This window comes from Methanobacterium sp. (genome assembly GCF_016217785.1).
In the GTDB taxonomy this organism is placed as follows: Archaea; Methanobacteriota; Methanobacteria; order Methanobacteriales; family Methanobacteriaceae; genus Methanobacterium.
Window position 1 is genome coordinate 34,673 of record NZ_JACRGA010000011.1, and the last position, 22,956, is coordinate 57,628.

The window sequence follows — 22,956 nt, forward strand, 5'->3', positions numbered from 1 at the left end:
TTTACAATTATCTTTTAATAAGAAAACCTTTTAAAAAGCCAATTCCGTATCCAAAGTGTACAATAGGAAATATAATCATTGAACAAACTCCTTTCCAATTATTGATTTTTATGGAGATACTAAATGCATAAATCAGATCAATAACGAGGTAAATAAGAATAGGAGCTGATACTAGCAAGAATATGTTTAATCCTATAAAGCCAGTTACCAGCAGGAATAGAACTATCAAAAATAAAATTGGATAAAAAAAAACGATTAAAGGAATGAGATGATACCAGTGTAAGGTTTCTGGATACTTTCGGGTGAATCTGGCCCTTCCTTCCCCATAATTAACCATCTGTCTCGAAAATTGCTGGGGGTTGCTGCGGCGATACTGATGAACCAGTGCACGTGGATGCTTCAGGAGCAAGTAACCGGCTTTAATAAGCTGATAGTTGAAATCAGTGTCCTCACACTGAGTCATGGTCTCATCATAGGCCACGTGTTCATTTAGAAGGGTGGAACGCCGGTAAAGTGCAAAGGCAACTGTTTCCACAGGAGCGATTTTATCACTAGAGGTGTATGCTGTTCCAAATCCACCGAAAAAGGTTTGTAAAGAATGGGCAATTGTTTTGCCAAAAAACGAGTCATCCTGAGGGGATGAATAGGTTGAACCAACAGCTGCCAGTTTACATCCATGGGAGTAAGTTTTAAAGGTGTTGTAGAGAGTTTCCAGCCAATCTTCATCCACGTAACAATGACCATCGAGATAGGCCACGTATTCCGCACCAGATGCATTTAATCCAATGTTACGACCAGAACTTATAACCTCCAGAGGGTTTTCAAGCAACCTCACCCTGGAATCGTTTTCAGCTATTTCACTGACAATTTGGGGTGTTTTATCACTGGAAACTCCGTCGACAACCAGAATATGTATATCTTTAATAGTTTGATCCTGCAGGCTCCGAATACATCTTCGGATGTATTTTTCCTCATTCTTTACCCCTACAATGATATCTATAAGACTCATGACGCACCATACAACCTAAATTAGCCTTATCTCTGGAAGTGGGGAAGTATAGTTTAATTCTATACTCTATTATTAGTTATTATTGATAAATTCGAATATTATTATTCTATTTACTCTTATTGGTATTATATTTAAGTAAAAAATAATTAAATAACTCATTTTTTAAGGGTTATTTAATCCTTATTTAACATTCTATTTACAAAACTAACCAATTTTTTGGCATCACTTTTCTTAATATCTCTGAATTCAATTTCACCGTTATTGAATACGATTTTCAATGTCCTTCTCTTTGAAGCAAGGAGTGCTTGGCCAGATGAAATTAAACCACCAATACCTGATTTTTTTTGAGTTTTAGGACTGATAGTACTGGTATCTTCTATACTGAGGATATTCTCAAATCCAATAAATTGTCCATTACCTGTTTCTATTCCCTCAGTAAGAACTTTAATAGAGTGACCAGGACCCATTCCTTTAATGATATAATATCCCTTAACATCCAATATTTCCTGTAATTCTGTAGCGTGTTTAACTTCCTCACGTTTTGAATCATGGTTTAATTTCAATATATTCTCTTCAATATCTTTTTCTTTGTTAGGGGATGGTTCATCAACAGGTGAGTCATCCTCATGATTTTCTGTTTCCGCATGACTACCTGAGAGAGATTCAGTGTAGACTAATTTTCCACCACACTCACATTCATCACTAAAATCTTCTGCCTTTTCCCCTTCTTGAAGCTCGTAATAACCCCCACAATTTTCACAGATTAAATATGTCATTTAAAATCTCCTAAAAATTTTTATAATTTGATGATTTACCTATCTATGATTTACCTATCTAAATTCTCTTCTTAATACCAACAAATCTATTTTTTTGTTCTTGTGGTAAGGTTACTTATTCTTGTAAGTAAGTTACCATAGATCACTATAATCTTGATTAAACAACATATCCATATAGTAACACATTCTAATTGGATATTAAATTAGGTTAGACTATTCGAAACTAATATGATATTTCATGTTTTGTAATAGTTCTAACTATTATAATGGGTTTGAATTTCATTTGAATATATAATCTAATTTGAATATATAATCTAATTGGATTTGGAATAAATTAGAATCTGTTTGAGAATATCTAAATAAGAAGAAACATGTTATAAGGTGAATGATTTATGATTTACTTTAGAGGCTGCCTGTCACGGGAAAAACTGCAAAAAATCCCGGATGCCACAGAAAAACTGTTAAAAAAAGCAGGAATCAATTACAAAATTCTGAATAATGAGGGGTGCTGTGGTTCCGTGCTTTTACGTACCGGTTTTCACGATGATGCCCTTAACATAATGCAGGACACTCTACAGGATCTTAAGGGTGAGAAGGTTCTGGTCTCCTGTGCAGGATGCTATCGTACTTTTAAGGAAGATTATCCTGAGATTTTAGGCCAACAAATTGATGTTATCCACACATCTCAACTTTTCAGTGAATTAATCGAGAAGGGCAAGCTTGAACTATCCGTGACCAATGAAAAGGTAACCTACCATGACCCCTGTCACCTGGGACGTCATATGGGTGAGTATGAAACTCCACGTAAGGTTATGGATCCCTACGCGGAACTGGTGGAAATGGAACGCAACCAGGAAAAAGCCAGATGCTGCGGGGCTGGTGGGGGTGTTAGATCCGCCTTCCAGGAGTTATCTGGAGAAATTGCCTGTAAACGCATGGATGATGCCAAAAGTACCGGTGCTACGACTCTAGTGACCTGCTGCCCATTCTGCATTCTCAACCTGGAGTCTCAGGAAGATTCTTCCAGTGATAACCTAACTGCTAGTGATAACCTAACTGAAGAAAAAAAAGGAAATCTGAATATCATTGATTTATCCCAATTTTTATTAAAGAGGCTTAATCATGAATGATCCTTCCATCAAAATCATGAACCGATCCTTCAATATACTCAATAAAAGAAGGGCAACCCTCCTTCAGGATGAACGTACAATTGCTTTAAAGAAAAGGGTTAAAAAGATCCGGGAAAATTCCATTGAACATCTACCTGCCCTCCTGGAAAAGGCCCATGAAAACCTTCTAAATAATGGGATCGAAGTAATCATGGCCCAAGATGCTGAAGAAGCAAGAGAGGCCATTTACCATCTGGTTAAAAATGAGGATATGGTGGCAAAATCCAAATCCAACACCGCAGGCGAAGTGCAACTCACCGAGTACCTGGAAAAAAAGGATGTGGAAGTTCTGGAAACTGATTTAGGCGATAGAATCGTGCAGTTTCATGAGAGTAACCCCACCCATCCCATAGGACCGGCCTGTCATCTTAATATGGAGAACATAGCAGAAATTGTATCCGATGAGTTCAATATAGAGGTTAAAGCTGAACCACGAGCCATTCTGGATGTAGTGAAAGAGGATATAATGGGGAAAATTTCAAAGTGCAACATAGGTATCACTGGTGCTAACTCAGTGGCTGCTGAAGACGGTTCCCTTTTAATGGTTCACAATGAAGGCAATATCAGCCTACTCACCCTCTTAGACCTTCACATTATCCTGGTGGGTATTGACAAGTTGGTGCCTACCCTGGAAGACACAGTGTCAGTGGTGAAATTGGAGACCATCTACGCCACTGGTAAAACAGTTCCGGCCTATATGAATGTTATATCTTCTCCATCCAAGACTGCCGATATTGAACAGATCATCTTGGATGACATGTATGGTGCTAAACGTGTGGTGGTAGTGTTTCTAGATAACGGACGTACTCAGGCTCTTCAGGAGAAAAAGGAATCTTTGTGGTGCATTGGTTGTGGGGCCTGTATTGTAAACTGTCCGGTGTACACCACCCTTGGACCGGAGTTTGGTTACCTGCGCCATTTAGGTGGTAGAGGTGTTGTTTTAAGCCATTATATACATGACGAAATGGTTTGTTTCGACTCAGGGCTTTTCAAGTGCACTTTATGTGGTCTGTGCACTGTTGAATGTCCGGTGGAGATTCCGGTAAATATTATGATGGAGGAGTTAAGGAGTGAATCTGTTGAAAAGGAAATTTATCCAGAAAAACATGGTAAAATCCGGAATAACCTTAAAAAGAGAAGGTCTCCATTTAAACAAAGGAATAATAAATTAATTTAAAATAAGTAATTGCCCTAATAAGAATCATAGGTTTTAAATATTAGTTACAAGACTTGATATATAATAAAAAGGAGGAATCATATTTGCTTCTCTTGATCAGTCCTATAAACACACAAGAAGCACGAGAAGCCATAGATGGCGGTGCAGATATAATTGACGTTAAAAATCCTAAAGAGGGTTCACTAGGGGCTAATTTCCCCTGGGTCATTAAAAATATACGTGAAATAACCCCCAAGGACATGCAAGTTAGTGCAACTCTGGGAGATGTCCCATACAAACCAGGGACAGTGGCCCTGGCAGCTGCTGGTGCAGTTGTTTCCGGTGCAGATTATATAAAGGTAGGATTATATGGTACCAAAAACTACTCTGAAGCTCTGGAAGTAATGGAAAACGTGGTTAAAGCGGTTCATGAATTTAACGATGATGCGGTTGTTGTGGCATCAGGATATGCCGATGCACATCGCGTAGGTGCAGTGGACCCCATGGACATACCCAAGGTAGCTGCAGATAGTGGAGCCGACCTGGCTATGGTGGACACTGCAGTTAAAGACGGGAAAACACTTTTTGATTTCATGAATGAAGAAACCATTTCCCAGTTCACCAATGAAATACACGATTATGGCCTTAAATCCGCACTCGCCGGTTCAGTCACCAAAGAACAGTTACCCTTACTTGCTGAGCTTGGTTGCGATGTGGCAGGAATAAGAGGTGCTGCCTGTGTAGGTGGAGACCGAAATTCCGGACATATACATCATGAGGCTGTTGCCGGTCTAAAAGAACTAGTTAAAGGTCTTTGAAAGCTGGTTTAAGATATTTAAAAGCTGATTTAAGGTCTTTAAAAGCTGATTTAAGGTCTTTAAAAGCTGGTTGAAGGACTTAATAAAATCCATTTATACCATCTAAAAAAAACTTTAATACAAAACTATCTCTAAAATAATTACAGTAGAGAGAGGTGATCACGAGTTGATCCTACATAATGGTGATTGGACATAAGTCACTGTTAGTTGATTTTAAAGATTCACTTTTAATTTTAATCCACCGTAGGTGGAATGGAGGAGAAATGTTATGTTTTCAGATAAATTGAAAAAAGCCCCGGAAGGATACACATTTGATGACTTTTTACTGGTTCCAAACATATCCAATGTTGAACCAAAAGATGTGGGAACTAAAAGCAAGGTATCGCGAAATTACAGTCTCAACATCCCATTTGTGAGTTCGGCCATGGACACAGTTACCGAAGCCGATATGGCCATTGCACTGGCTCAGGAAGGCGGTTTAGGAGTTATCCACCGTAACATGAGCATTAAAGAACAGGTGGCAGAGGTTGAAAAAGTCAAAAGTTCCGAGGACCTGACAATAAGAGATGTTATAACCACTTCTCCAGATAGTTCCATCCATGAAGCCAGTATAATTATGGATATGGAAGATGTCAGTGGTCTTCCAGTGGTGGATAATGGAAAGGTAATCGGTATTATCAGTAGGCGTGACATTAAACCCATTATAAACTCCGATGCTCAGAAAAAGGTCCGTGAGTTCATGACCGAGGAAGTGGTGACCATCACTGAATCAGCTACTCCAGAGGAAGCATTGGACATTGCCTATGATAACAAAGTGGAACGATTACCCATAGTTCGAAATAACCGCATAGTGGGCATTGTAACCATCAGAGATATATTAGAACGTAAAAAGCACCCTAACGCTGTCAGAGACTCTGATGGACGTTTCCTGGTTGCTGCTGCCACTGGTCCCTTTGACCTGGAAAGGGCCATTGCCCTGGATAAAGCAGGAGCAGATATTATTGCCATGGATGTGGCCCATGCCCACAAACCAGATATTATAAAGTCCGCCAAGAAAATAAAAAATAACATACAGGCTGACCTGCTGGTGGGCAATATTGCAACTGGTGACGCAGCAGAAGCAATCATAGCTGGTGCGGATGTTGATGGTTTGAAGGTGGGTATAGGTCCTGGATCAATTTGTACCACCAGAATTATAGCTGGTGTGGGAGTTCCCCAGTTAACTGCCATATCATCTGTGGCCGACGTTGCCAGGGAACAGGGAGTTCCAGTGATTGGTGACGGAGGATTAAGATACTCAGGAGATGTTGCCAAAGCCATAGCAGTGGGAGCAGATGCAGTTATGGTTGGAAGCCTCCTGGCAGGAACCACCGAATCTCCTGGTGAGGTGGTTATAATGAACGGCCGCAAATTCAAACAGTACCGTGGAATGGGATCACTGGGTGCCATGACTGGAGGTTCCGGAGCAGGAACAGACCGTTACTTCCAGGAAGTTAAAGGGCCAATGAAACACGCTAAACTGGTACCGGAAGGTGTTGAAGGAGTTGTACCATTCAAAGGACCTGTGAATGAAGTGATATTCCAGCTCATGGGTGGTCTTAAAGCTTCAATGGGATACTCCGGCGCTTCTAATATAAAAGAAATGTGGGAAAAAGCCAGATTTGTCAGAATCACCTCCAGTGGTATGACCGAAAGCCATCCCCATGATCTGTTAATAACCAATGAAAGTCCCAACTACCCCACAACCCGACTCATGTAAGAGTTGGGGGAATAATATTTTTTTTAAATTTTAGGGATATTTTTTTAATGATGAAAACATTTTCTTTAATAAGAACATTTTCTTTATGTATCCTGAATAACTCTGAGGTTTAAAAAATTCATGAAGTCTTGTATAATACTATGTGGTGGCAGAAGCCGGCGTATGGGGCAGGATAAAGGGTTAATGGCTTTAGACGGTACCCCCTTGATTATTCATACTTTAGAGATTGTTGAAGATATTGTTGATGAGATCATACTGGTTTTAAGAGACAAAAAACAGCTTGATTTATACATAAAATGTGTTAATGAGTTTAAAAATCAAAATCCTGAACATACCCCTGAGATCCGTATGGTAACCGATATTGAAATGGACCAGGGACCACTCTTTGGATTATATACTGGTTTATCCCATATAAAATCTGATGGAGCTCTGGTATTGCCATGTGATTCCCCTTTTATCTCAACTTACTTTGTAAATAAAATTTTCAAATTAAGTGATGAGCGTGATGTTCAGGCCATGGTTCCAATGTGGCCCGATGGATCAACTGAACCATTACATGCATATTACCGCTCTGAATGCATTCCTGTGATCCAAGATAAATTAAAAAATGGATTTCGAAATGTTAAATCGTTGTTAGAACAGATAAATGTGGTTTACATTGACGTTAGAACTTTAGATCCGGAGGAAAAAAGTTTCATTAATTTAAATCGTCCGGAAGATGTGTTTACCACTTTGAGAAAATAAAAAAAGGCATATTTTTGTTTTGAAGGATTTAAATTCTATATAACTGATTAATTTGATTGATATATTATTAAAACAGATTAAATGTTAACTATTTACACAAGAAATCTTTCTAATGGCTTCAATAATTAGTTAGGTTTAGTTTATTTTAGATAATCCTAGATAGGTAAAAAAAGGAGATTACACATTCTAATGGATTTAAAGAGATTATAATGATTTATGGAAATAATTGGCGGAATATATTATTTTAAGAACTTTATATTAAAATTTCCACCGGGGGAACATCGTCAAGAGGTGTAATGTCCACGCTTCCAGGGTTTCTTCCCATTTGAAGGAAGAACGTGTTAACCCTTTCAATCATGTCAATATATTCTCTTTTATCAATGCGGCAGCCTTCAACAACCGCATATTCAGGCAGGTCTCCATTCAACCTTTTAAACTCTAATACCTTATCCACCATTTTTCTATACTGCTCGAGAGTCAAACTCTCCATTAAATCAACCACATTTTAGTTTTTTAATGTTATTGGTAACACTACTTAAAAAGGTTGCGGAATTAATCATGAACGAAGCGGAATTAATCATGCCTGAATATAAAAAATGGCTAATAATAATCCAGTGTGAAATAAAAAAAATAAAAAAAAATAGGAGATTTCTAGGGGTTAATACTTAACCAACTAGTTACTTAACCCAGCTAGTCTGATATTTCCACATGCGACTGGGGATCAAAGGGGTTGGTTCTGATGGCCAGTGAGAACAGGTAAGGGTAGTTGTTCATCAAATGTTCCATGTACTGCAACCATTCCAGGATCAGTAGGCTGTAGATCCTGACCACGTCACCAGAAAGGTGATTGTAGTCCGCTTTAGGAAGTTTGGAGATGTCATCACGGTTTTCCAGTTCTTCCATAAGGTGGAAAACTGCCCAGAGCAGTTCAGTGAATGTTTCATGCTCCAGTAAGTTGGGGTTTTCCAGTAGAGCCAGTAAAAATTTTCTCCGGTTAACCAGGAACTTTTTAGCATTGATCAGAAATTCAATGGATTCCAAATCACCGTTGATGTTGAGTGTGTAATCGAATTCTTTGATGGTTTTTCTAGCATTTTTAAAGTCCTTTTCAGACCAGGAGGTAGTGATGAGCAGATCGTCTTTTATATGTTCTGTGTCCGGGTCAAATTTGGTTATTGCCCCTAAAAGATCAGTTCCTACTTCACTGAAAAATGCACCGATAACCATGTTCAGCTTTTCCATCATCTGCTTTTTTTCTCTGGAGCTGATTGCATTCTCAATTACCAGCACCACAAAGAGTATTTCAATGGGTAAAAAGGCAGTGTCAATACCTATATAAAATAATACTTCATGGAGGTCATGGAAGATGAGATAATTGGCTACGTAGAGTAAAGCAGAGAGGAATATTAGAAATATTCCCAGTTTTACCTTCCAACCTAAATATTTGGATAATTTCATTAATTTCACCTATTTTATTCGATTAATATCAACTTTAATTTATCAATTAATATCAACTTTAATTTGTCGATTTATATCAACTTGGATTAAATACCAGTTTAAGAGTTCAATCTATCCCTACAGGGTATTTCAGATCTTTTACCGCAGAAATAATGGTAATGGGGTTTCTTCCCATCATCATGGTTCCTCTTTCTGTGAGTTTACCCTTGGCAATGTTCACTTCAACCACATCCGGTGTCATTCTCATTTTTTTAAGGGCATTAACTGCCTCCACTCTTGTCTCCAGGAGGATGGAAGTTATCACGATCCTTCCATTTTTTTTAAGCTTTTCATATCCCTGTTTTATTATAAGGGGAAGATCACCACCACTGCCACCCACAATGAGGACATCAAATGAGTGAAGAGCTTCAATTATAACCAGGGCATCACCCTCCATTAACTGGATTTCACTGGAATAACCATGTTTTTCCAGGTTTTTCCTAGTTATATCAATGGCTTCTGGATTTTTATCCAGTGCAATAACTTTTCCAGCTCTTTGAGCGGATTCCAGTGTTAATCCCCCACTACCACAGCCCACATCCACCACTGTGTCATCAGAGGATATCTGGGCTTTGCACATTACCAGGCACCTTATTTCTTCCTTGGTTGGTCCTGGAACTTCCTTAATCTGGATGAAATCCTCATCCGGGATCATGGGATCTCTCCCTGCCATCGCTGGTAGAGGTTATGGTCAATGTGAAGTACGTCCAGTATTTTACCCACCAGGAAATCCACCAGGTCATCCATGTTCTGGGGTTGATGGTAAAAGGCAGGCATTGCTGGTAGAATAATGGCTCCTTCCCTGCTAATTCTGAGCATATTTTCCAAGTGAACCGAACGTAAGGGTGTTTCCCTGGGTACCAGTAACAGTTTCCTTCTCTCCTTTAAAGCCACATCAGCTGCTCGGGTAACTGAATTACTTGCAAATCCTGTAGAAATAGCAGATATGGTTTTCATGGTGCAGGGAACAATGATCATAGACTCGAACCTGCAGGAACCACTGTTAATGGCACTGGTCAGATCTCCGGGTTCATAGAATTCATGGCAAAGATCCCTTAACTGGTCTTCGTCCATCCCCATTTCATGTTTCAGTATAATTCTTGCAGGTTCTGTTACCACCAGGGCGGTGTTCTTCCCCATTTCTTTCAATACTTCCAGGAGTCTAACGCCATAGGTAACACCGCTAGCTCCGGTAATGGCTACAACTATCATTTTATCACCGCGTTCTCCTTAATTAACTGTAACTTTTAGATTTAACTGCCATTATAAGATTGATAGTTAATTTAATTAAAAATATCATCCGGATTTGGAATTTAATCAGGAATATTCAGGTAATCAATGAAGTTAAGACCAGATGACTGTTCTGCATATTCTTCAGGAAGGTAGATACATAGATCTGCATGGTTGAAACGAACATCTTTCAATGCCATAACTAGATGAGAAACATCCCCCAGCATAATTATATCTCCATTGACAGATACAGGAGTGGTCATCTCATGGAAAACCGGATATTCTGGAACATCCACCAGTATAAAATCTTTATCAACATCCAGATCATCGGCAATTTCTTCTTCTACCTTCTGGATGGTAGAGTTACTCATCTGGAAAATACTTTTAGGATGACTAATATCATCCAGTTTCAGGGAGTATACTCGTTTGTAAAGCTGTCTAGTATCCAGTCTTCCCATCATATTTTGAATGTAACCCTCTTCTGACCGGGCTGATGAAATGATATCTATGTCATCGTAACGGTAAATTTCATGTTCCTTGATAACATTTTTTTCCAAGAGTTTCCCCAGGCAACGTCGGAACATGGAATTAACGATTCTGGTGGTGTGATGCTGATAAACACTGGGATACATGAAATAGCGTGCCAGTAGCATGGATTCTGCAGCTTGAACACCTTTACTTCGGAGGAGAAGAAGTTCATCATCCAGTTTCATGTTGGAAATAAGGCGCTCCACATCAATGACCCCGTAGGCAACCCCTGTGTAGTAAGAATCCCGTAATAAGTAATCCATACGGTCCACGTCTAGTTCTCCGGAGATCATCTGCCCTAGAGGACCTTCACCATTAATCACCTTTAAAACTTCCTTTACTGAAAACTTTTCAGATAAGATATCTCCTAACTGTGATTCTTTAATGAGTTTGGAGGTGAGTTCTTCGTGGGATGAATCAAGAACTCGTTCCGATACATGAGAAAAAGGTCCGTGACCAGCATCATGGAGAATGGCACAGCTTCGCACCAGACTATGGGTATCTTCATCCAGCTGGAGGCTCCGGGCCAGTCGTGAAGCCAGGTACATGGTTCCAATGGAGTGTTCGAAGCGACTGTGATTGGCACCAGGATACACTAGATAGGTGAATCCTAGTTGTTTGATCCTTCGCAAGCGTTGGATCTCGGGAGTATCGGTTAATCTGACTTCAAACTCCTCTAACTGGAGGTCTCCATGGACACTATCCCTGATGAACTTCATTTAAGATCTCCCTGCATACATGCCCACTTCAAGTGATTTTCCCACAAATTAATGGATTTAGATAAATTCAAATATAAACCCCCACAAAGTAAACCCTCATATTCCATTTGAAATCCTAAAATTTAGTTTCACCTAAAATTTAGCCTCCAGACATGATAATTTTATTACCTGCGCTGCCTTCTTCCTCTTTTTTAAAGTCCAGTTCGTATTTAACTCTTTCAATTATTTCCTCCAGAGCTGTTCTGGTCTCATGCCGGTGCGCTCCAGCCACAGCCACCAAGAACAATGGATCACCAGGTTTGAACTGGCCCAGGTAGTGGACCACTGCAATATCTTTAACCCCATGTTTTTCCTGAACCTGGTCTAAGATCTTTTTAAGTTCTTTTTCAGTTTTTTGAGTATCCGGGGTGGTGAGGACGAGTTTATCCGTGGTTTTAGCCTCATCTTTCCCTCGAACAATTCCCTCAAAGGCGAATATAGCCCCACAGTCATTGATAGAGCTGCTTTCCTTGATTTGCTGGGTTAAATCATTTAGGGTGATGATTTCTTCATAATCTGAAATTATTTTGGCAATTATCATATGTCACTTACCTCCTTCCTTGATAGTTGGTTAATTCTGGAAATACCATCAATTTCATTAATAACTTCCACCACTGATTCCGGAACTAAATCTTCCCATTTCTCCCCTGAAAGCATTCTTCGCCTGACTTCTGTGCCGGAATAGCTTTTTCTATTGAATAATGGTGGTTCAGTAACTTCATAGCCCTTTTCTTTGAAGAGTCTTTGTACCAGGGGGTTACCTGAATACACATGTTTAAATGGTGGGGTTAACATTTCCATATGAGCCACCCAGAGGGAGTTACATTCAATATCCTGCACTGGAATGATATAGTAACGTGAAGCGTGTACGTTATTTTCAGAGAGAGCCTTCGTGATCATCATCACGCGCTCACCAGCAGTGAATGGGTCTTTAATACTGTGACTGACCTGTGCACTGCCAATTCCAATGATTACTTCTTCCACTTCATCCAGTATCCTTTCAATGACCTGAATATGTCCCCAGTGTAAAGGTTGCATTCTCCCAACCAGAAGTCCTCTCATACTAAAACACCAATTAGTTATTTAATAGGTTATTCACGTGCCCATATTTTACTATAGATTATAATATTCTATGGAATGATATTTACTATAGATTATAGTATTCTTGGGAATACTATCTAATGTTTAATGAACATGATTCTAAATTAATTACATATTTCATTTGATTCTAAATATTTCTCTCTTCGTACCCGCATAAATAATTAACCAAACAAGGTCAAAGATAGTTAATTTAGAGAGTTACTTATAGATCCTTTAATAGAGAGTTATGGTAGTGAATAATCTAAATCAGATATGGGATTATTGATATTTTGAGGGATAAGATGTAATAAAACGTGGAATATCTTAGAAGATAGTAAATATTCCCAGAGATTTGTCTTTAAAGATTGGTATAATATCCACTTTGAAAAAAATCATAAAAACAAGATAACCTATATATCCCGAGATGATTAACAGAGATTATGTTAAATCTTCATTAGAAAAGAAATTTTCAGGTAAAATTAATTTGTATTCATATAGATAATGAGGGAAAATGGTGATAAAGGATGATAAAGGTTGAAAATCTATCAAAAACTTACCACATGGAGGAGGGTCCTGAAATCAAGGCCCTGGATCAGGTTAACCTGGAAGTGAAGAAGGGAGAAATTGTGGGCATCATTGGAACCAGTGGTTCTGGTAAAACCAGCCTTCTCCGTATCCTCAGGGGTGTGGAGCCATTTGATGAGGGTAAAATTACTGTAGATGACGTGACTGTAACCCCTGAATCCACCACTTACTATTCCCGTAAACTGCGAAAGGCAACAGCCATTCACCTGCAACGTTCATTTGGATTATGGTCTGAAACAGCCTTAAATAATGTTATAAGGAAACTTTACGGAACTAAATATGGTGATGAAGCATTAACCGACTTTGACCTTGCTTATAGTGAGTTTGAAGATGAAGCCATGGAAATACTGCGAGTGGTGGGTCTGGATCATAAGGCCACTCATTTCGCCCCGGTTCTAAGTGGTGGTGAAAAACAGAGACTTATCATGGCCCGGCAATTAGCTAAGAAGCCTAAAGTTCTCTTATTGGACGAACCAGCTACTATGTCCTGCCCTAAGACAAAACAGGAAATTTTAGATGCAATCCGTAATATCAACCAGGATCTGGGAGTGACCGTTGTCCTGGTATCCCACCTTCCGGAAGTTCATCATTACCTCTCCCAGAGACTGGTGCTCATGGAAGAAGGTCGTGTGGTGGATGAAGGATCACCAGATAAGATAATAAAGAAATTCCTCCAGAAAATGGAACCAGAACTTCCAAAACGTAACCCGGAAAATATTGGAGAAACCATAATTAAGGCCCGGGATCTGGAGAAAAGGTTCTATCTTCTTAAGGCCGGTAATGTTCTGGAGTTGAAGGATGTAAGCTTTGATATTAATGATGGGGAGATTGTTTCCCTCATAGGACAAAGTGGTGCGGGTAAAACCGTGCTCCTGCGTATGGTTGGTGGATTGGACCTTCCAGATGCCGGTACTGTCTCCTATAAACTGGATGGGGAATGGGTGGACATGCACCAACCCGGAATTAACCGAATGAATATCCGTCGTCAGATGGGATTCATGCACCAGGAGTTTGCACTGGTACACCATGCTCGTATCCGGGATCAGATAGCAGGACGACTTGGGATTAAAGGAATAAAGGTAGTGGATGAAGCTAAGAAGAAAGCAGAGGAAATGGGCATAAGTGACCTGGCACTGGATGTCCTTTACCAGTTGACTGATCTCCCTGAAAACGAGGCAAAACAGCGCCTGGAGCAGTTAGGTTTATCTGGCAGTATTTTAGACACTCTTTTCCCCAGTTTCCCGGATAATGATCTTAAAGAATACGCTGAACCTATATTTAAGGCACTGGATCTTCCACTGGATATCCTTAACCGTCGTTCTTATGAATTGTCCGGTGGTCAGAAAGTTCGGGCGACCCTGGCCCTGGTACTGACATCTAACCCCAAAGTTCTCATCTTAGATGAACCATTCGGGGATTTAGATCCAATAACCCTGCGAATGGTTTCCAATTCCCTGAAACGTATAAATGAAGAATTTAACACCACCATCATCATGGTCAGCCATCATATTGACTTCATTGATGAACTGGCCACCAGGGCCCTCCGTATGGAAGATGGTAAACTAATTGGAGATGGAAACCCTGACCAGGAGTGTGAGGAATTCATAAATAGCTGCGGAGCAGATTACCTTAAGGATATCAGCGAATGGAGGGAAAAATTACTGGAAGATTAATCAACCTAACTGGATTGGCCCTAATAGGGGCTGATCCCTATTGGGACTCCCTCTATTTGAATTAAATCAAAACTGAATTTTTAAATCCAAGTGAATTTTTAAATCTAAGTAAATTTAATATATCCTAAATTTCAATTATACCTAATTTCAATATACCTAATTTCAATATACCTAATTAACATATAATATTAGATTAGGAGATGGTTTTAGATGGAATTTAAAAGTCTTGATGTAGAAAGCTTTTACAGGGTACTGGCACCCCGACCTACCATAATCGTAACAACCGTAAGTTCTGAGGGTGAGGTGAATGCAGCTCCTTTTTCTTTTACCATGCCAGTGTCAGTGAACCCCCCATTAATTGCAGTGGCATCGGTTCCTCGCCACCATACCTATCAGAACCTGGAAGAAACTGGTGAAATGGTGATTAACATTCCCACTGCAGATATTCTAAACCAGCTCTGGGTTACCGGGGAAAAATTCCCGGAGGGAGTCAATGAAATTGAAAAAGCAGGTTTAACCGAGGTGGCTTCTCTTGAAGTTTCACCGCCCCGGATCAGGGAGTGTTTGGCTCATATGGAGTGCAAGGTTGAATTCACCCGGGAATGTGGTGATCACCAGTTAGTGGTGGGCCGCGTCGTGAGAGTCAGTGTCCGGGAAGATGCCATTAAGGAAGGACTCTTAGATGTTGAATTAATGAAGCCATTACTCCATCTTGGTGGTAAGGACTTTGTGGTGGGAGATCACCGCCGGAAAGTGGATTAAATATGAATTAAATCCAAATAATTAATTGGAATGAAGAATTAATTGGAATTAATGGGATGAGTAATAGGGTGATGAATAATAAATTTGAAATGATTGGGAATTTGAATAAAAAATAAAATTGATTAAAATAATATAATAAAATTAAAATATTAAAGATTAGGGAACATTTGAAAAATTTAAATGGGAAGTCAAAATATGTTCAACACCATAATGGTTCCTACCGATGGATCAGATTATTCTAAAAAGGCTGAAGACACCGCATTATTCCTAGCCAAAAAGCTGGGTTCTAATGTTGTTGCAGTTCACATAATCGATGAAAAACTCATATATCCATATGAGGTGCTGGAAGAAGAGGGTAAAGCCATTCTCCAAGAAGTACAAAAAAAGGGCAAAGAAATGGATGTGGAAGTCCTTGAGATACTGATTGTTGGAAACCCCACCCATGATATGGCTAAAATAACAGAAAAAACAGGGGCAGATCTGGTGGTAATAAGCACACACGGTAAAACTGGCCTGGAAAAACTCATAATGGGTAGTGTGGCTGAAAATGCCCTGAAAAAGGTCCCAGTACCAGTATTGCTGGTTAAATAATTTTTATTTTTAATTTCATATTTATTATTTATTTTTTAACTATTCTGTCCTAAATTATTATTGATTTTATTTTATTTATTATGCAGATTTATATGTAATGAAATAGGATTATAATGTGTTAACTGTTGGGAGGCTTTTAACATAGCTATGCAATTAATAAGTTTAGGGGGAGCTTAACTGAGATTAATTCTTAAATTTGTTCCTGAAAAGGATTCCCGATATGACTCTGTGAATAAGCATACCATTCAGGGATTCATATATTCACTATTACATGATACAGGTTATTCCAATTATCATAATTCCGGTGGATTCAAATATTTTTCTTATTCTAACATTTTTCCAGTTTCTGATTTTAAAAAGGGTGAAACTAAGAATTTGATTATCAGTTCCCCAAAACCTGGTTTTATACGTACTCTGGTAAGTTCCTTAGAAGATAAGGAACACTTTTATCTGGGCAAACTACGCATGAAACGAGTGAGTTCAAAGCCATTTAAACCTAATTTGAAGGGTAGGTTTATTACCAGTACTCCTATTGTTCTTTATGATGATAACCGGAAAAATCATTACTATTCTCTGAAGAATACCAACAACTTTTCTTTCTTCCGGGAACGTCTTAAGGATAATTCACTGAAAAAGTACAATGCTTACTACGATCTTGATTATCATTTTGATGGCAATCTTTTTGACCGTTTTGAGTACGATCGAGAAGTGGCTGTGAGGGTTAAGAAAGCGGATAAAATGTTCCTCATAATCGGAACTTTATGGAAAAACCTGGAAAAATTCAACATGGACGATAAACGATTTTACAGATTCTTGATGGATTGTGGGCTTGGAGAAAAGAACTCTTTAGGATTTGGAATGATTAATAGTGTGGGGTGAGAATTTTGATAGGATCTTTATACAATCTAGGCAAATTTATTGTAGAACACAAAGAATTGGAAGAAATTGACGTTTTTCAAGATACAGCAAAGTTAACAAGCAAAACAAAACGGGTTTTGCTTATTAATTTAGAGTATGTCGATACAAAATTTGTTTATAAATGCATAATTGAAGAAGAATTAAATAAACGGGATAGTAATAAGTATTTATACAAAGGAGGCCCACCTAACGGTGTTGATTATACCCCAGCTTCCTTAATAACTAGCAAAGCAGAATCTACTTTTAAAAATCGAGTTTTAAAATGGTTTAAAACCCATAAAGACCCGGAATTTCTCGATAAAATAGCTGATGAATTAACTGAAAACAAAGATCAGATTACAAAAGATTTAGAGGATAAATTTCAATCTATCGATAAAAAAAATAGAAATAATGTTTTGCTGACAATTTCCATCCAAGATGGATTCGAAAAGAAATTCTGTGGGAATTATCTTATATTTCGAGAAATTCTTTCAGAAGAAGCTATGTACCGCTATCATAATTTAAAGACTATTGGCGAATCAAGTGGTAAAGGAACATGTTACCTGTGTGATGAACCAAAAGAGGTATATGGATTTGTCCCAAATGCTTTCGGTTTTTCTTTTTCAACAGCTGATAAAAAGGGAAATGTACCTAATTTCATACAGGCTGATCAATGGAAACAAGTACCTATCTGTGGAAAATGTGCTGTTTTCCTGGAAGCTGGTAAAAAATTTGTTCAAGAATACCTTTCTTTCAATTTATTTACTCTAAAATTTTTCGTGATCCCGAATTTCCTGTTTAAAGGAGATAATGAAGAGTTTGAAGAATTTTATGAACGTGTAGTTGATTTAAAAGGTAAAAAATATGAGAAAGGGTTAATCGAAGAGGAAGATTCAGAGGAAGAAGATAGCCTTTATTCCATTGTGAAAAATACCGATGACGTGCTGGAATTCAAATTTTTATTTTATGATCTCAAAGGTGGAGGTAAATTTATTGATATTCTGAATTATGTTGAAAGCATCCTCCCATCTTGGATGAAGAACATTTACACAGCTCAAGATATCATTAAAAATGACATTCTTTTCCAAGAAGACAATTTAAAACTAAATTTTGGGAAAAATGTTGAAGGAGACTTCATTGAATTGAGACGTGCCCAAAGCAAAGGATACATCAATCAATATAATTGGTATGCTGGGTTTTTAAGAGAATTTTTCCCTTCAAAATATGATAAATACTTCTTGGATATTATTGGGTTTATTATAGGTGGCAAATCCATTAACAAAGATTTTTTGATTTCAAAGTTTATGGATAGAATTAAACAATCTCATAGGACTGATCCTGAAAATGATTATTCCATGAAACTGTTAACAACAGAAGCATTGATGCTTTACATGTTTTTTAACGAACTAAACTTATTGAAAGGTGTTGATAAAATGAAGATTGGTTCACATAATGAAGAAGATAATGAAAAAGAATTTTTTGAAGTCTATGGTGAGTTTATAGATACTCCAGAGAAGAAAGCTGCGTTTTTAATGGGTTTGATCACCAAAAAACTTACGGCAATACAGTATAGATCATTAGGTGCAACACCTTTCATGACAAAGTTATGGGGCCTTACATTAGATCAGAAAAAAATTCAAAAATTGTACCCGATGATAATTAACAAATTAAGAGAGTACAAAGCAGCTTACCCCGATTTAGAAGAACTTATATCCGTTAATCTATTAAAATCCAATAAAAATTGGAAACTTTCAGGAGATGAAACGAGTTTTTATTTCGTTTTAGGATTTACCCTTAATGGGCTATTTAAACAGAATAAAGAAGGTGTGAAAAATGAATAGATCAGAACTGGTTTTTTTATATGACATAGCGTATGCAAATCCAAATGGCGACCCCTTAGACGAGAACAAACCCAGAATAGATGAAGATGTCGAGTTAAACATAGTTACTGATGTGCGTCTGAAACGGACTATAAGAGATTATCTTCATGATTTTAAAGGCCAGGGAATTTTTGTTAAGGAAATTGAGGATGAAAATGGAAATATTCAAGATGCTAAATTAAGGGCTATGGATTATTTAATTGATGAAAATGGAGAGAAAGTGGATATAACTGACAAAAATCTTTCTTTGAGTCAAATTAAAAGAATTATGTATGATAATATTTTAAAAGAGTGCGTTGATGTTCGTCTTTTTGGTGGTACCATACCGCTTGAGATAAAAAAGAAGGGGAAAAGTTCAATAACATTAACGGGGCCAGTTCAATTCCGATTTGGAAGATCAATGCACAAAGTTGAAATGAAACATATCAAAGGTACAGGAGCTTTTGCTTCAAGTGCAGGCAAACAACAAAAAACTTTCAGAGAAGAATACATTCTCCCCTACTCATTAATTTCTTTTTATGGTGCTATAAACGAAAATGCAGCTAAAAAGACTTTGATGACCGAAGAAGATGAGTCTCTACTTGTTGAAGGAATTTGGAATGGTACTAAAAATCTTATAACCCGGTCTAAATTTGGACAAATGCCCCGATTATTATTGAAGGTTACTTACAGCGATGCTAACTACTTCATAGGTGATCTCGATAAAAAAATCAAGATTGAACACGATCTTGAAGATGATAAAAAGCTGCGAAGCGTTGATGAACTTCAAATTGATGTTTCTCAACTTATCATTGCTTTAAAATCAGATTTAGATAAAATAGAATCCATAAGTGTTAAATTTGATCCTGCGGTTAAATTTAAGGATAGTGTTCCAATCGAAGTAGATCTAGTTGAACATTTGGTTGAAAATGGATTACCTGCAACTAAATTAACAATCTGAATTGAGGAGTTATATGATTGACAAAGTAGTGGTTTTTGATATATGGGGGGACTATGGGTATTTCCGGAGGGGATACACCACTACCTCTACAATTTCTTACCCATTCCCCAGCAGAACTACTTTAGCAGGAATTGTTTCAGGAATACTGGGTTATGATAGAGATAGTTACTATGATCTGTTTGGACCAAAAAACAGCGCATTCGCATTACAAATTATTAACCCTATCAAAAAAATGAGGATAAACCTGAACTTGATAGACACCAAAACAGGATTCATTCTTTCAGACAATAAAGGGCAGCGAACTCAATTGCCAGCTGAATTTCTTAAAGATGTTAAATACAGGATATGTCTTTGGTTAGATGATGATTCAATAATGGATGAACTTTTCACATACTTATCAAACCATAAATCAGTTTACACTCCTTATTTGGGAATATCGGACTGCCTAGCAAATATTAAACTTGTTAAAAATAGTTTTATTGAACCTGAGGAACTTCTAGCAACAAAAGAAGATATAAAGGTACACAGTATAGTTCCAACTGATAAGGCTAAAATAAAAATTGAACCGGGAAAAAAGTATGGTGCTGTTAAGTCCCCTTCATTCATAAATGCAGAACGTATAGTAAAAGAATTTCAAGAATTTTATTATGAGGAAAATGGTGATACCATGCTAATTGTAGATGGTCGATATCATTCAATTGGTGATATGAATGTCATCTTCTTTTAACCTCAAATCACACCCAACAAAACCTCTGGAAGTTCATTTAACCAATGTTGCCACCTTTTGTCAAGAAACGGTTTCGGATAAAGAAATCATCAACAAAGATCAGTATTCTGAGATTGCATTTTTAATTGGGTTATCCCATGATTTCGCCAAATCCACCACCTATTTCCAGAAATATCTTATAGACCATGAAAAAACTGAAAAAGCCAGACATGGTCTATTATCCTCAATTTTTACTTATTTTTGTGTTAAAAACTATATTCGATCCAATAAATTTGAAGATCTTTGGCATATTTCCCCAATATCATGGATTGTTGTTCTTAAACATCATGGAAACATTCGAAACATTAAAGGAATTGATGGGGAATCTGCTAAACTAAAAGATTTAGATCTTGTGAGAAGACAACTGGCCAACATTAAAGAAAACAATTTTGAAGAAATAAAAAAATTCTATGAAAAATGGGATATTGACATTTCAAAGTTTTTAAATGAATTTGAAGAAGTTGTTAAAGATATAAAAAGAGATTTGAGGAAACTAACCCGTGCTAAAGGGCTTGATCACTATTTTTTAACTCTCTTTTTTTATTCGGTGTTATTAGATGCGGATAAAATGGATGCTTCCGGAACACCTAAGCCCCCACGAGTTGAAATATCTGATAATCTTGTTGATGAATATAAAAAGGCTGCTTTTGAAAGTGAAAAAAGTGAAATAAATTTAATACGGGAAGAATCTTACGAGGAAGTAATTAATTCTTTAAATTTCTTGGATCTCGAGAAAGATAGAATTTTATCTATAAATTTACCAACTGGTTGTGGTAAAACTTTATCTGCTTTTTCTTTTTCATTAAAACTGCGGAAAAGAATTGAAACTGAATTTGGTTTTTTACCTAAAATAATATACTCATTACCTTTCCTTAGCATCATAGATCAAAATGCAGAAGTGGTTTCCAAAGTTTTAAGTCATGGAGCTGATGATTCAGAAGTATTCTCAAACTTGCTTTTAAAACATCATCATTTGTCTGATATTAGTTATAAAACTGGAAAAGAACTTGAAATTAGCTCTAATCAATCTCAATTATTAACTGAAGGGTGGTATTCAGAGATTGTTATTACGACATTTATACAGTTTTTTTACAGTTTAATAACCAACAAAAACAGAGCAGCAAGGAAATTCCATAATATTGTTAATTCTATTGTTATTCTGGATGAAATCCAATCAATACCTCACCATTATTGGGAATTACTGAATTATTCCTTAAAATATCTCTGTAAAGAATTTAACTGTTGGGTTATATTAATGACAGCCACTCAACCTCTTATTTTTAAAGAAAATGAAGAGATTAAATCGTTAGTGGATAAAGATAAATATTTTAACGTATTTAACCGATTAGAATATGAATTTAATCTTGAACCGCAGGATTTCGATGTTTTCAAGAAATTAATTTGGGATAAAATAGTTTCTGAACCTGATAAAGATATTATGGTTGTTTTAAATACCATTAATGCTTCCCAAGAATTATATAAATATATTAAAGAAATGATTGATGAAGATCTGCCTGTGGAACCGGAAGGTATATTTTGTTCTGATAAGCTCCAGATCATGAATATTTCTACTTTAATAATCCCTAAACATAGGTTAAAAAGGATTAAAAGGATAAATAACAATGAAAAAAGGCGCAATATTATAGTTACAACCCAGGTGGTTGAAGCAGGTGTTGATATTAGTGTTGATTTAATATATAGGGATATGGCACCATTAGACAGTATTGTGCAAACTGCAGGGCGATGTAACAGAAGTAATGAAAAAGGAAAAGGGTTAGTCGAAGTAGTGAATTTAAAGGATGATAAAGGTAGGAATTTCTATTCTTATATATACAACTCAGTGTTAATAAATGCCACCGCTGATGTAATTGATTGCAATTATTCAATAGAAGAACGTGAATTTAATAGTACAGCAGTTCCAAATTATTATAAATTTGTTTCAGAGCGAGGATCTCAGGATAAATCTTTAGATTTGATAGCTTACCTTGAAAAATTAGAATTTTCGTGTATTAAAAGTGAATTTAAACTAATAAGAAATTATGAGAAAATCGATGTTTTTGTTGAAGCCGATAATGATGCAAAAGAAATCTGGAAAAAATATAAAGAAATTACAGAAATTAAGGATCGGTTTGAAAGGAAAACTGCGTTTTTAACCATTAAACCAGAATTTTATAGTTATGTAGTCTCAGTTGATCCTAAAAAAATAGGTAAAATTGTAAAGGAAACTGAATGGTTGGGATATTTAAATAAGGATGATTTGGACCGAAAATATGACATTGAAACTGGTTTCATTACCCAAGATAAAGAAGATGTTTTCATAATTTAATAAATTTTGAGG

At 37.1% G+C, this 22,956-nt stretch carries 22 protein-coding genes; 13 read left to right on the plus strand and 9 right to left on the minus strand.

Going from position 1 to position 22,956, the window contains the following annotated elements; translation table 11 throughout:
* Positions 1–7 precede the first annotated feature (7 nt).
* Both HY987_RS05200 and HY987_RS05205 read right to left on the minus strand, forming a co-directional pair.
* Positions 8–1,009, minus strand: a complete 1,002-nt coding sequence (locus HY987_RS05200) for a glycosyltransferase (RefSeq protein ID WP_292756313.1) — start codon at positions 1,007–1,009, stop codon at positions 8–10.
* A 173-nt stretch (positions 1,010–1,182) separates the two neighbouring features.
* Positions 1,183–1,785, minus strand: coding sequence for a hypothetical protein (locus HY987_RS05205; RefSeq protein ID WP_292756315.1), 603 nt, complete (start codon positions 1,783–1,785; stop codon positions 1,183–1,185).
* A gap of 392 nt (positions 1,786–2,177) precedes the next feature.
* Here HY987_RS05205 and HY987_RS05210 point away from each other — a divergent pair, with 392 nt between their 5' ends.
* The 5 genes from HY987_RS05210 to HY987_RS05230 all read left to right on the plus strand — a co-directional run bounded on the left by HY987_RS05210 (position 2,178) and on the right by HY987_RS05230 (position 7,431).
* Positions 2,178–2,915 carry a (Fe-S)-binding protein gene (locus HY987_RS05210; RefSeq protein ID WP_292756317.1) on the plus strand — a complete coding sequence of 246 codons (738 nt, stop codon included), beginning with the start codon at positions 2,178–2,180 and terminating at the stop codon, positions 2,913–2,915.
* Positions 2,908–4,131, plus strand: coding sequence for an LUD domain-containing protein (locus tag HY987_RS05215; RefSeq protein WP_292756319.1), 1,224 nt, complete (start codon positions 2,908–2,910; stop codon positions 4,129–4,131). Before HY987_RS05210 ends, HY987_RS05215 begins: the two co-directional genes overlap by 8 nt.
* An 83-nt stretch (positions 4,132–4,214) precedes the next feature.
* Positions 4,215–4,928, plus strand: coding sequence for a (5-formylfuran-3-yl)methyl phosphate synthase (locus HY987_RS05220; protein WP_292756321.1), 714 nt, complete (start codon positions 4,215–4,217; stop codon positions 4,926–4,928).
* Between the two features lie 268 nt (positions 4,929–5,196).
* The gene (guaB, locus tag HY987_RS05225; RefSeq protein ID WP_292756323.1) at positions 5,197–6,687 is read left to right on the plus strand and encodes an IMP dehydrogenase; all 1,491 of its coding nucleotides are present in this window, start codon (positions 5,197–5,199) and stop codon (positions 6,685–6,687) included.
* A gap of 120 nt (positions 6,688–6,807) precedes the next feature.
* The gene (locus tag HY987_RS05230) at positions 6,808–7,431 is read left to right on the plus strand and encodes a molybdenum cofactor guanylyltransferase (protein WP_292756325.1); all 624 of its coding nucleotides are present in this window, start codon (positions 6,808–6,810) and stop codon (positions 7,429–7,431) included.
* Between the two features lie 253 nt (positions 7,432–7,684).
* Here the strand turns inward: HY987_RS05230 and HY987_RS05235 are convergent, their stop codons facing one another.
* From HY987_RS05235 to HY987_RS05265, 7 genes are all read right to left on the minus strand, one after another.
* Entirely contained in the window at positions 7,685–7,921 is a 237-nt protein-coding gene (locus HY987_RS05235) for a pseudomurein-binding protein (RefSeq protein WP_292756327.1), read from the minus strand.
* Positions 7,922–8,121: 200 nt separating this feature from the next.
* On the minus strand, positions 8,122–8,889 hold the full coding sequence (locus tag HY987_RS05240) for a hypothetical protein (RefSeq protein WP_292756329.1): 768 nt from the start codon (positions 8,887–8,889) through the stop codon (positions 8,122–8,124).
* A 106-nt stretch (positions 8,890–8,995) separates the two neighbouring features.
* The gene (gene cbiT, locus HY987_RS05245; RefSeq protein WP_292756331.1) at positions 8,996–9,583 is read right to left on the minus strand and encodes a precorrin-6Y C5,15-methyltransferase (decarboxylating) subunit CbiT; all 588 of its coding nucleotides are present in this window, start codon (positions 9,581–9,583) and stop codon (positions 8,996–8,998) included.
* Positions 9,580–10,140, minus strand: coding sequence for a UbiX family flavin prenyltransferase (locus HY987_RS05250; protein ID WP_292756333.1), 561 nt, complete (start codon positions 10,138–10,140; stop codon positions 9,580–9,582). The genes cbiT and HY987_RS05250 overlap by 4 nt, the downstream gene beginning before the upstream one ends.
* A 101-nt stretch (positions 10,141–10,241) precedes the next feature.
* Positions 10,242–11,405: an HD domain-containing protein gene (locus HY987_RS05255; protein ID WP_292756335.1), complete on the minus strand. Its 1,164-nt coding sequence runs from the start codon at positions 11,403–11,405 to the stop codon at positions 10,242–10,244.
* 139 nt (positions 11,406–11,544) lie between these two features.
* Complete coding sequence (locus HY987_RS05260; protein ID WP_292756337.1) at positions 11,545–11,985, minus strand: molybdenum cofactor biosynthesis protein MoaE; 441 nt, start codon at positions 11,983–11,985, stop codon at positions 11,545–11,547.
* The gene (locus HY987_RS05265; protein WP_292756339.1) at positions 11,982–12,506 is read right to left on the minus strand and encodes a nicotinamide-nucleotide adenylyltransferase; all 525 of its coding nucleotides are present in this window, start codon (positions 12,504–12,506) and stop codon (positions 11,982–11,984) included. Before HY987_RS05265 ends, HY987_RS05260 begins: the two co-directional genes overlap by 4 nt.
* A 542-nt stretch (positions 12,507–13,048) precedes the next feature.
* Between HY987_RS05265 and HY987_RS05270 the strand changes: the two genes are divergently transcribed.
* The 8 genes from HY987_RS05270 to cas3 all read left to right on the plus strand — a co-directional run bounded on the left by HY987_RS05270 (position 13,049) and on the right by cas3 (position 22,944).
* Positions 13,049–14,782, plus strand: a complete 1,734-nt coding sequence (locus tag HY987_RS05270) for an ABC transporter ATP-binding protein (protein WP_292756341.1) — start codon at positions 13,049–13,051, stop codon at positions 14,780–14,782.
* 210 nt (positions 14,783–14,992) lie between these two features.
* Positions 14,993–15,544, plus strand: coding sequence for a flavin reductase family protein (locus tag HY987_RS05275; protein ID WP_292756343.1), 552 nt, complete (start codon positions 14,993–14,995; stop codon positions 15,542–15,544).
* A gap of 195 nt (positions 15,545–15,739) precedes the next feature.
* On the plus strand, positions 15,740–16,135 hold the full coding sequence (locus HY987_RS05280) for a universal stress protein (RefSeq protein WP_292756345.1): 396 nt from the start codon (positions 15,740–15,742) through the stop codon (positions 16,133–16,135).
* Positions 16,136–16,363: 228 nt separating this feature from the next.
* Complete coding sequence (gene cas6 / locus HY987_RS05285; RefSeq protein WP_292756347.1) at positions 16,364–17,014, plus strand: CRISPR-associated endoribonuclease Cas6; 651 nt, start codon at positions 16,364–16,366, stop codon at positions 17,012–17,014.
* A 5-nt stretch (positions 17,015–17,019) separates the two neighbouring features.
* Positions 17,020–18,873 (plus strand): TIGR02556 family CRISPR-associated protein, encoded by a 1,854-nt coding sequence (locus HY987_RS05290; protein WP_292756349.1) that lies wholly within the window; start codon positions 17,020–17,022, stop codon positions 18,871–18,873.
* The gene (cas7b, locus tag HY987_RS05295) at positions 18,866–19,852 is read left to right on the plus strand and encodes a type I-B CRISPR-associated protein Cas7/Csh2 (protein ID WP_292756351.1); all 987 of its coding nucleotides are present in this window, start codon (positions 18,866–18,868) and stop codon (positions 19,850–19,852) included. The genes HY987_RS05290 and cas7b overlap by 8 nt, the downstream gene beginning before the upstream one ends.
* 13 nt (positions 19,853–19,865) lie before the next feature.
* Positions 19,866–20,579 carry a type I-B CRISPR-associated protein Cas5b gene (gene cas5b, locus HY987_RS05300; RefSeq protein WP_292756353.1) on the plus strand — a complete coding sequence of 238 codons (714 nt, stop codon included), beginning with the start codon at positions 19,866–19,868 and terminating at the stop codon, positions 20,577–20,579.
* On the plus strand, positions 20,563–22,944 hold the full coding sequence (gene cas3 / locus HY987_RS05305) for a CRISPR-associated helicase Cas3' (RefSeq protein WP_292756355.1): 2,382 nt from the start codon (positions 20,563–20,565) through the stop codon (positions 22,942–22,944). Before cas5b ends, cas3 begins: the two co-directional genes overlap by 17 nt.
* Positions 22,945–22,956 lie beyond the last annotated feature (12 nt).

What these genes read in the sequence shown, in the direction of transcription:
- HY987_RS05200 (WP_292756313.1), bottom strand. Translation starts at nt 1,009, where the DNA reads ATGAGTCTTATAGATATCATTGTAGGGGTAAAGAATGAGGAAAAATAC.
- HY987_RS05205 (WP_292756315.1), bottom strand. Translation starts at nt 1,785, where the DNA reads ATGACATATTTAATCTGTGAAAATTGTGGGGGTTATTACGAGCTTCAA.
- HY987_RS05210 (WP_292756317.1), top strand. Translation starts at nt 2,178, where the DNA reads ATGATTTACTTTAGAGGCTGCCTGTCACGGGAAAAACTGCAAAAAATC.
- HY987_RS05215 (WP_292756319.1), top strand. Translation starts at nt 2,908, where the DNA reads ATGAATGATCCTTCCATCAAAATCATGAACCGATCCTTCAATATACTC.
- guaB (WP_292756323.1), top strand. Translation starts at nt 5,197, where the DNA reads ATGTTTTCAGATAAATTGAAAAAAGCCCCGGAAGGATACACATTTGAT.
- HY987_RS05230 (WP_292756325.1), top strand. Translation starts at nt 6,808, where the DNA reads ATGAAGTCTTGTATAATACTATGTGGTGGCAGAAGCCGGCGTATGGGG.
- HY987_RS05235 (WP_292756327.1), bottom strand. Translation starts at nt 7,921, where the DNA reads ATGGAGAGTTTGACTCTCGAGCAGTATAGAAAAATGGTGGATAAGGTA.
- HY987_RS05240 (WP_292756329.1), bottom strand. Translation starts at nt 8,889, where the DNA reads ATGAAATTATCCAAATATTTAGGTTGGAAGGTAAAACTGGGAATATTT.
- cbiT (WP_292756331.1), bottom strand. Translation starts at nt 9,583, where the DNA reads ATGATCCCGGATGAGGATTTCATCCAGATTAAGGAAGTTCCAGGACCA.
- HY987_RS05250 (WP_292756333.1), bottom strand. Translation starts at nt 10,140, where the DNA reads ATGATAGTTGTAGCCATTACCGGAGCTAGCGGTGTTACCTATGGCGTT.
- HY987_RS05255 (WP_292756335.1), bottom strand. Translation starts at nt 11,405, where the DNA reads ATGAAGTTCATCAGGGATAGTGTCCATGGAGACCTCCAGTTAGAGGAG.
- HY987_RS05260 (WP_292756337.1), bottom strand. Translation starts at nt 11,985, where the DNA reads ATGATAATTGCCAAAATAATTTCAGATTATGAAGAAATCATCACCCTA.
- HY987_RS05265 (WP_292756339.1), bottom strand. Translation starts at nt 12,506, where the DNA reads ATGAGAGGACTTCTGGTTGGGAGAATGCAACCTTTACACTGGGGACAT.
- HY987_RS05270 (WP_292756341.1), top strand. Translation starts at nt 13,049, where the DNA reads ATGATAAAGGTTGAAAATCTATCAAAAACTTACCACATGGAGGAGGGT.
- HY987_RS05275 (WP_292756343.1), top strand. Translation starts at nt 14,993, where the DNA reads ATGGAATTTAAAAGTCTTGATGTAGAAAGCTTTTACAGGGTACTGGCA.
- HY987_RS05280 (WP_292756345.1), top strand. Translation starts at nt 15,740, where the DNA reads ATGTTCAACACCATAATGGTTCCTACCGATGGATCAGATTATTCTAAA.
- cas7b (WP_292756351.1), top strand. Translation starts at nt 18,866, where the DNA reads ATGAATAGATCAGAACTGGTTTTTTTATATGACATAGCGTATGCAAAT.
- cas5b (WP_292756353.1), top strand. Translation starts at nt 19,866, where the DNA reads ATGATTGACAAAGTAGTGGTTTTTGATATATGGGGGGACTATGGGTAT.
- cas3 (WP_292756355.1), top strand. Translation starts at nt 20,563, where the DNA reads ATGTCATCTTCTTTTAACCTCAAATCACACCCAACAAAACCTCTGGAA.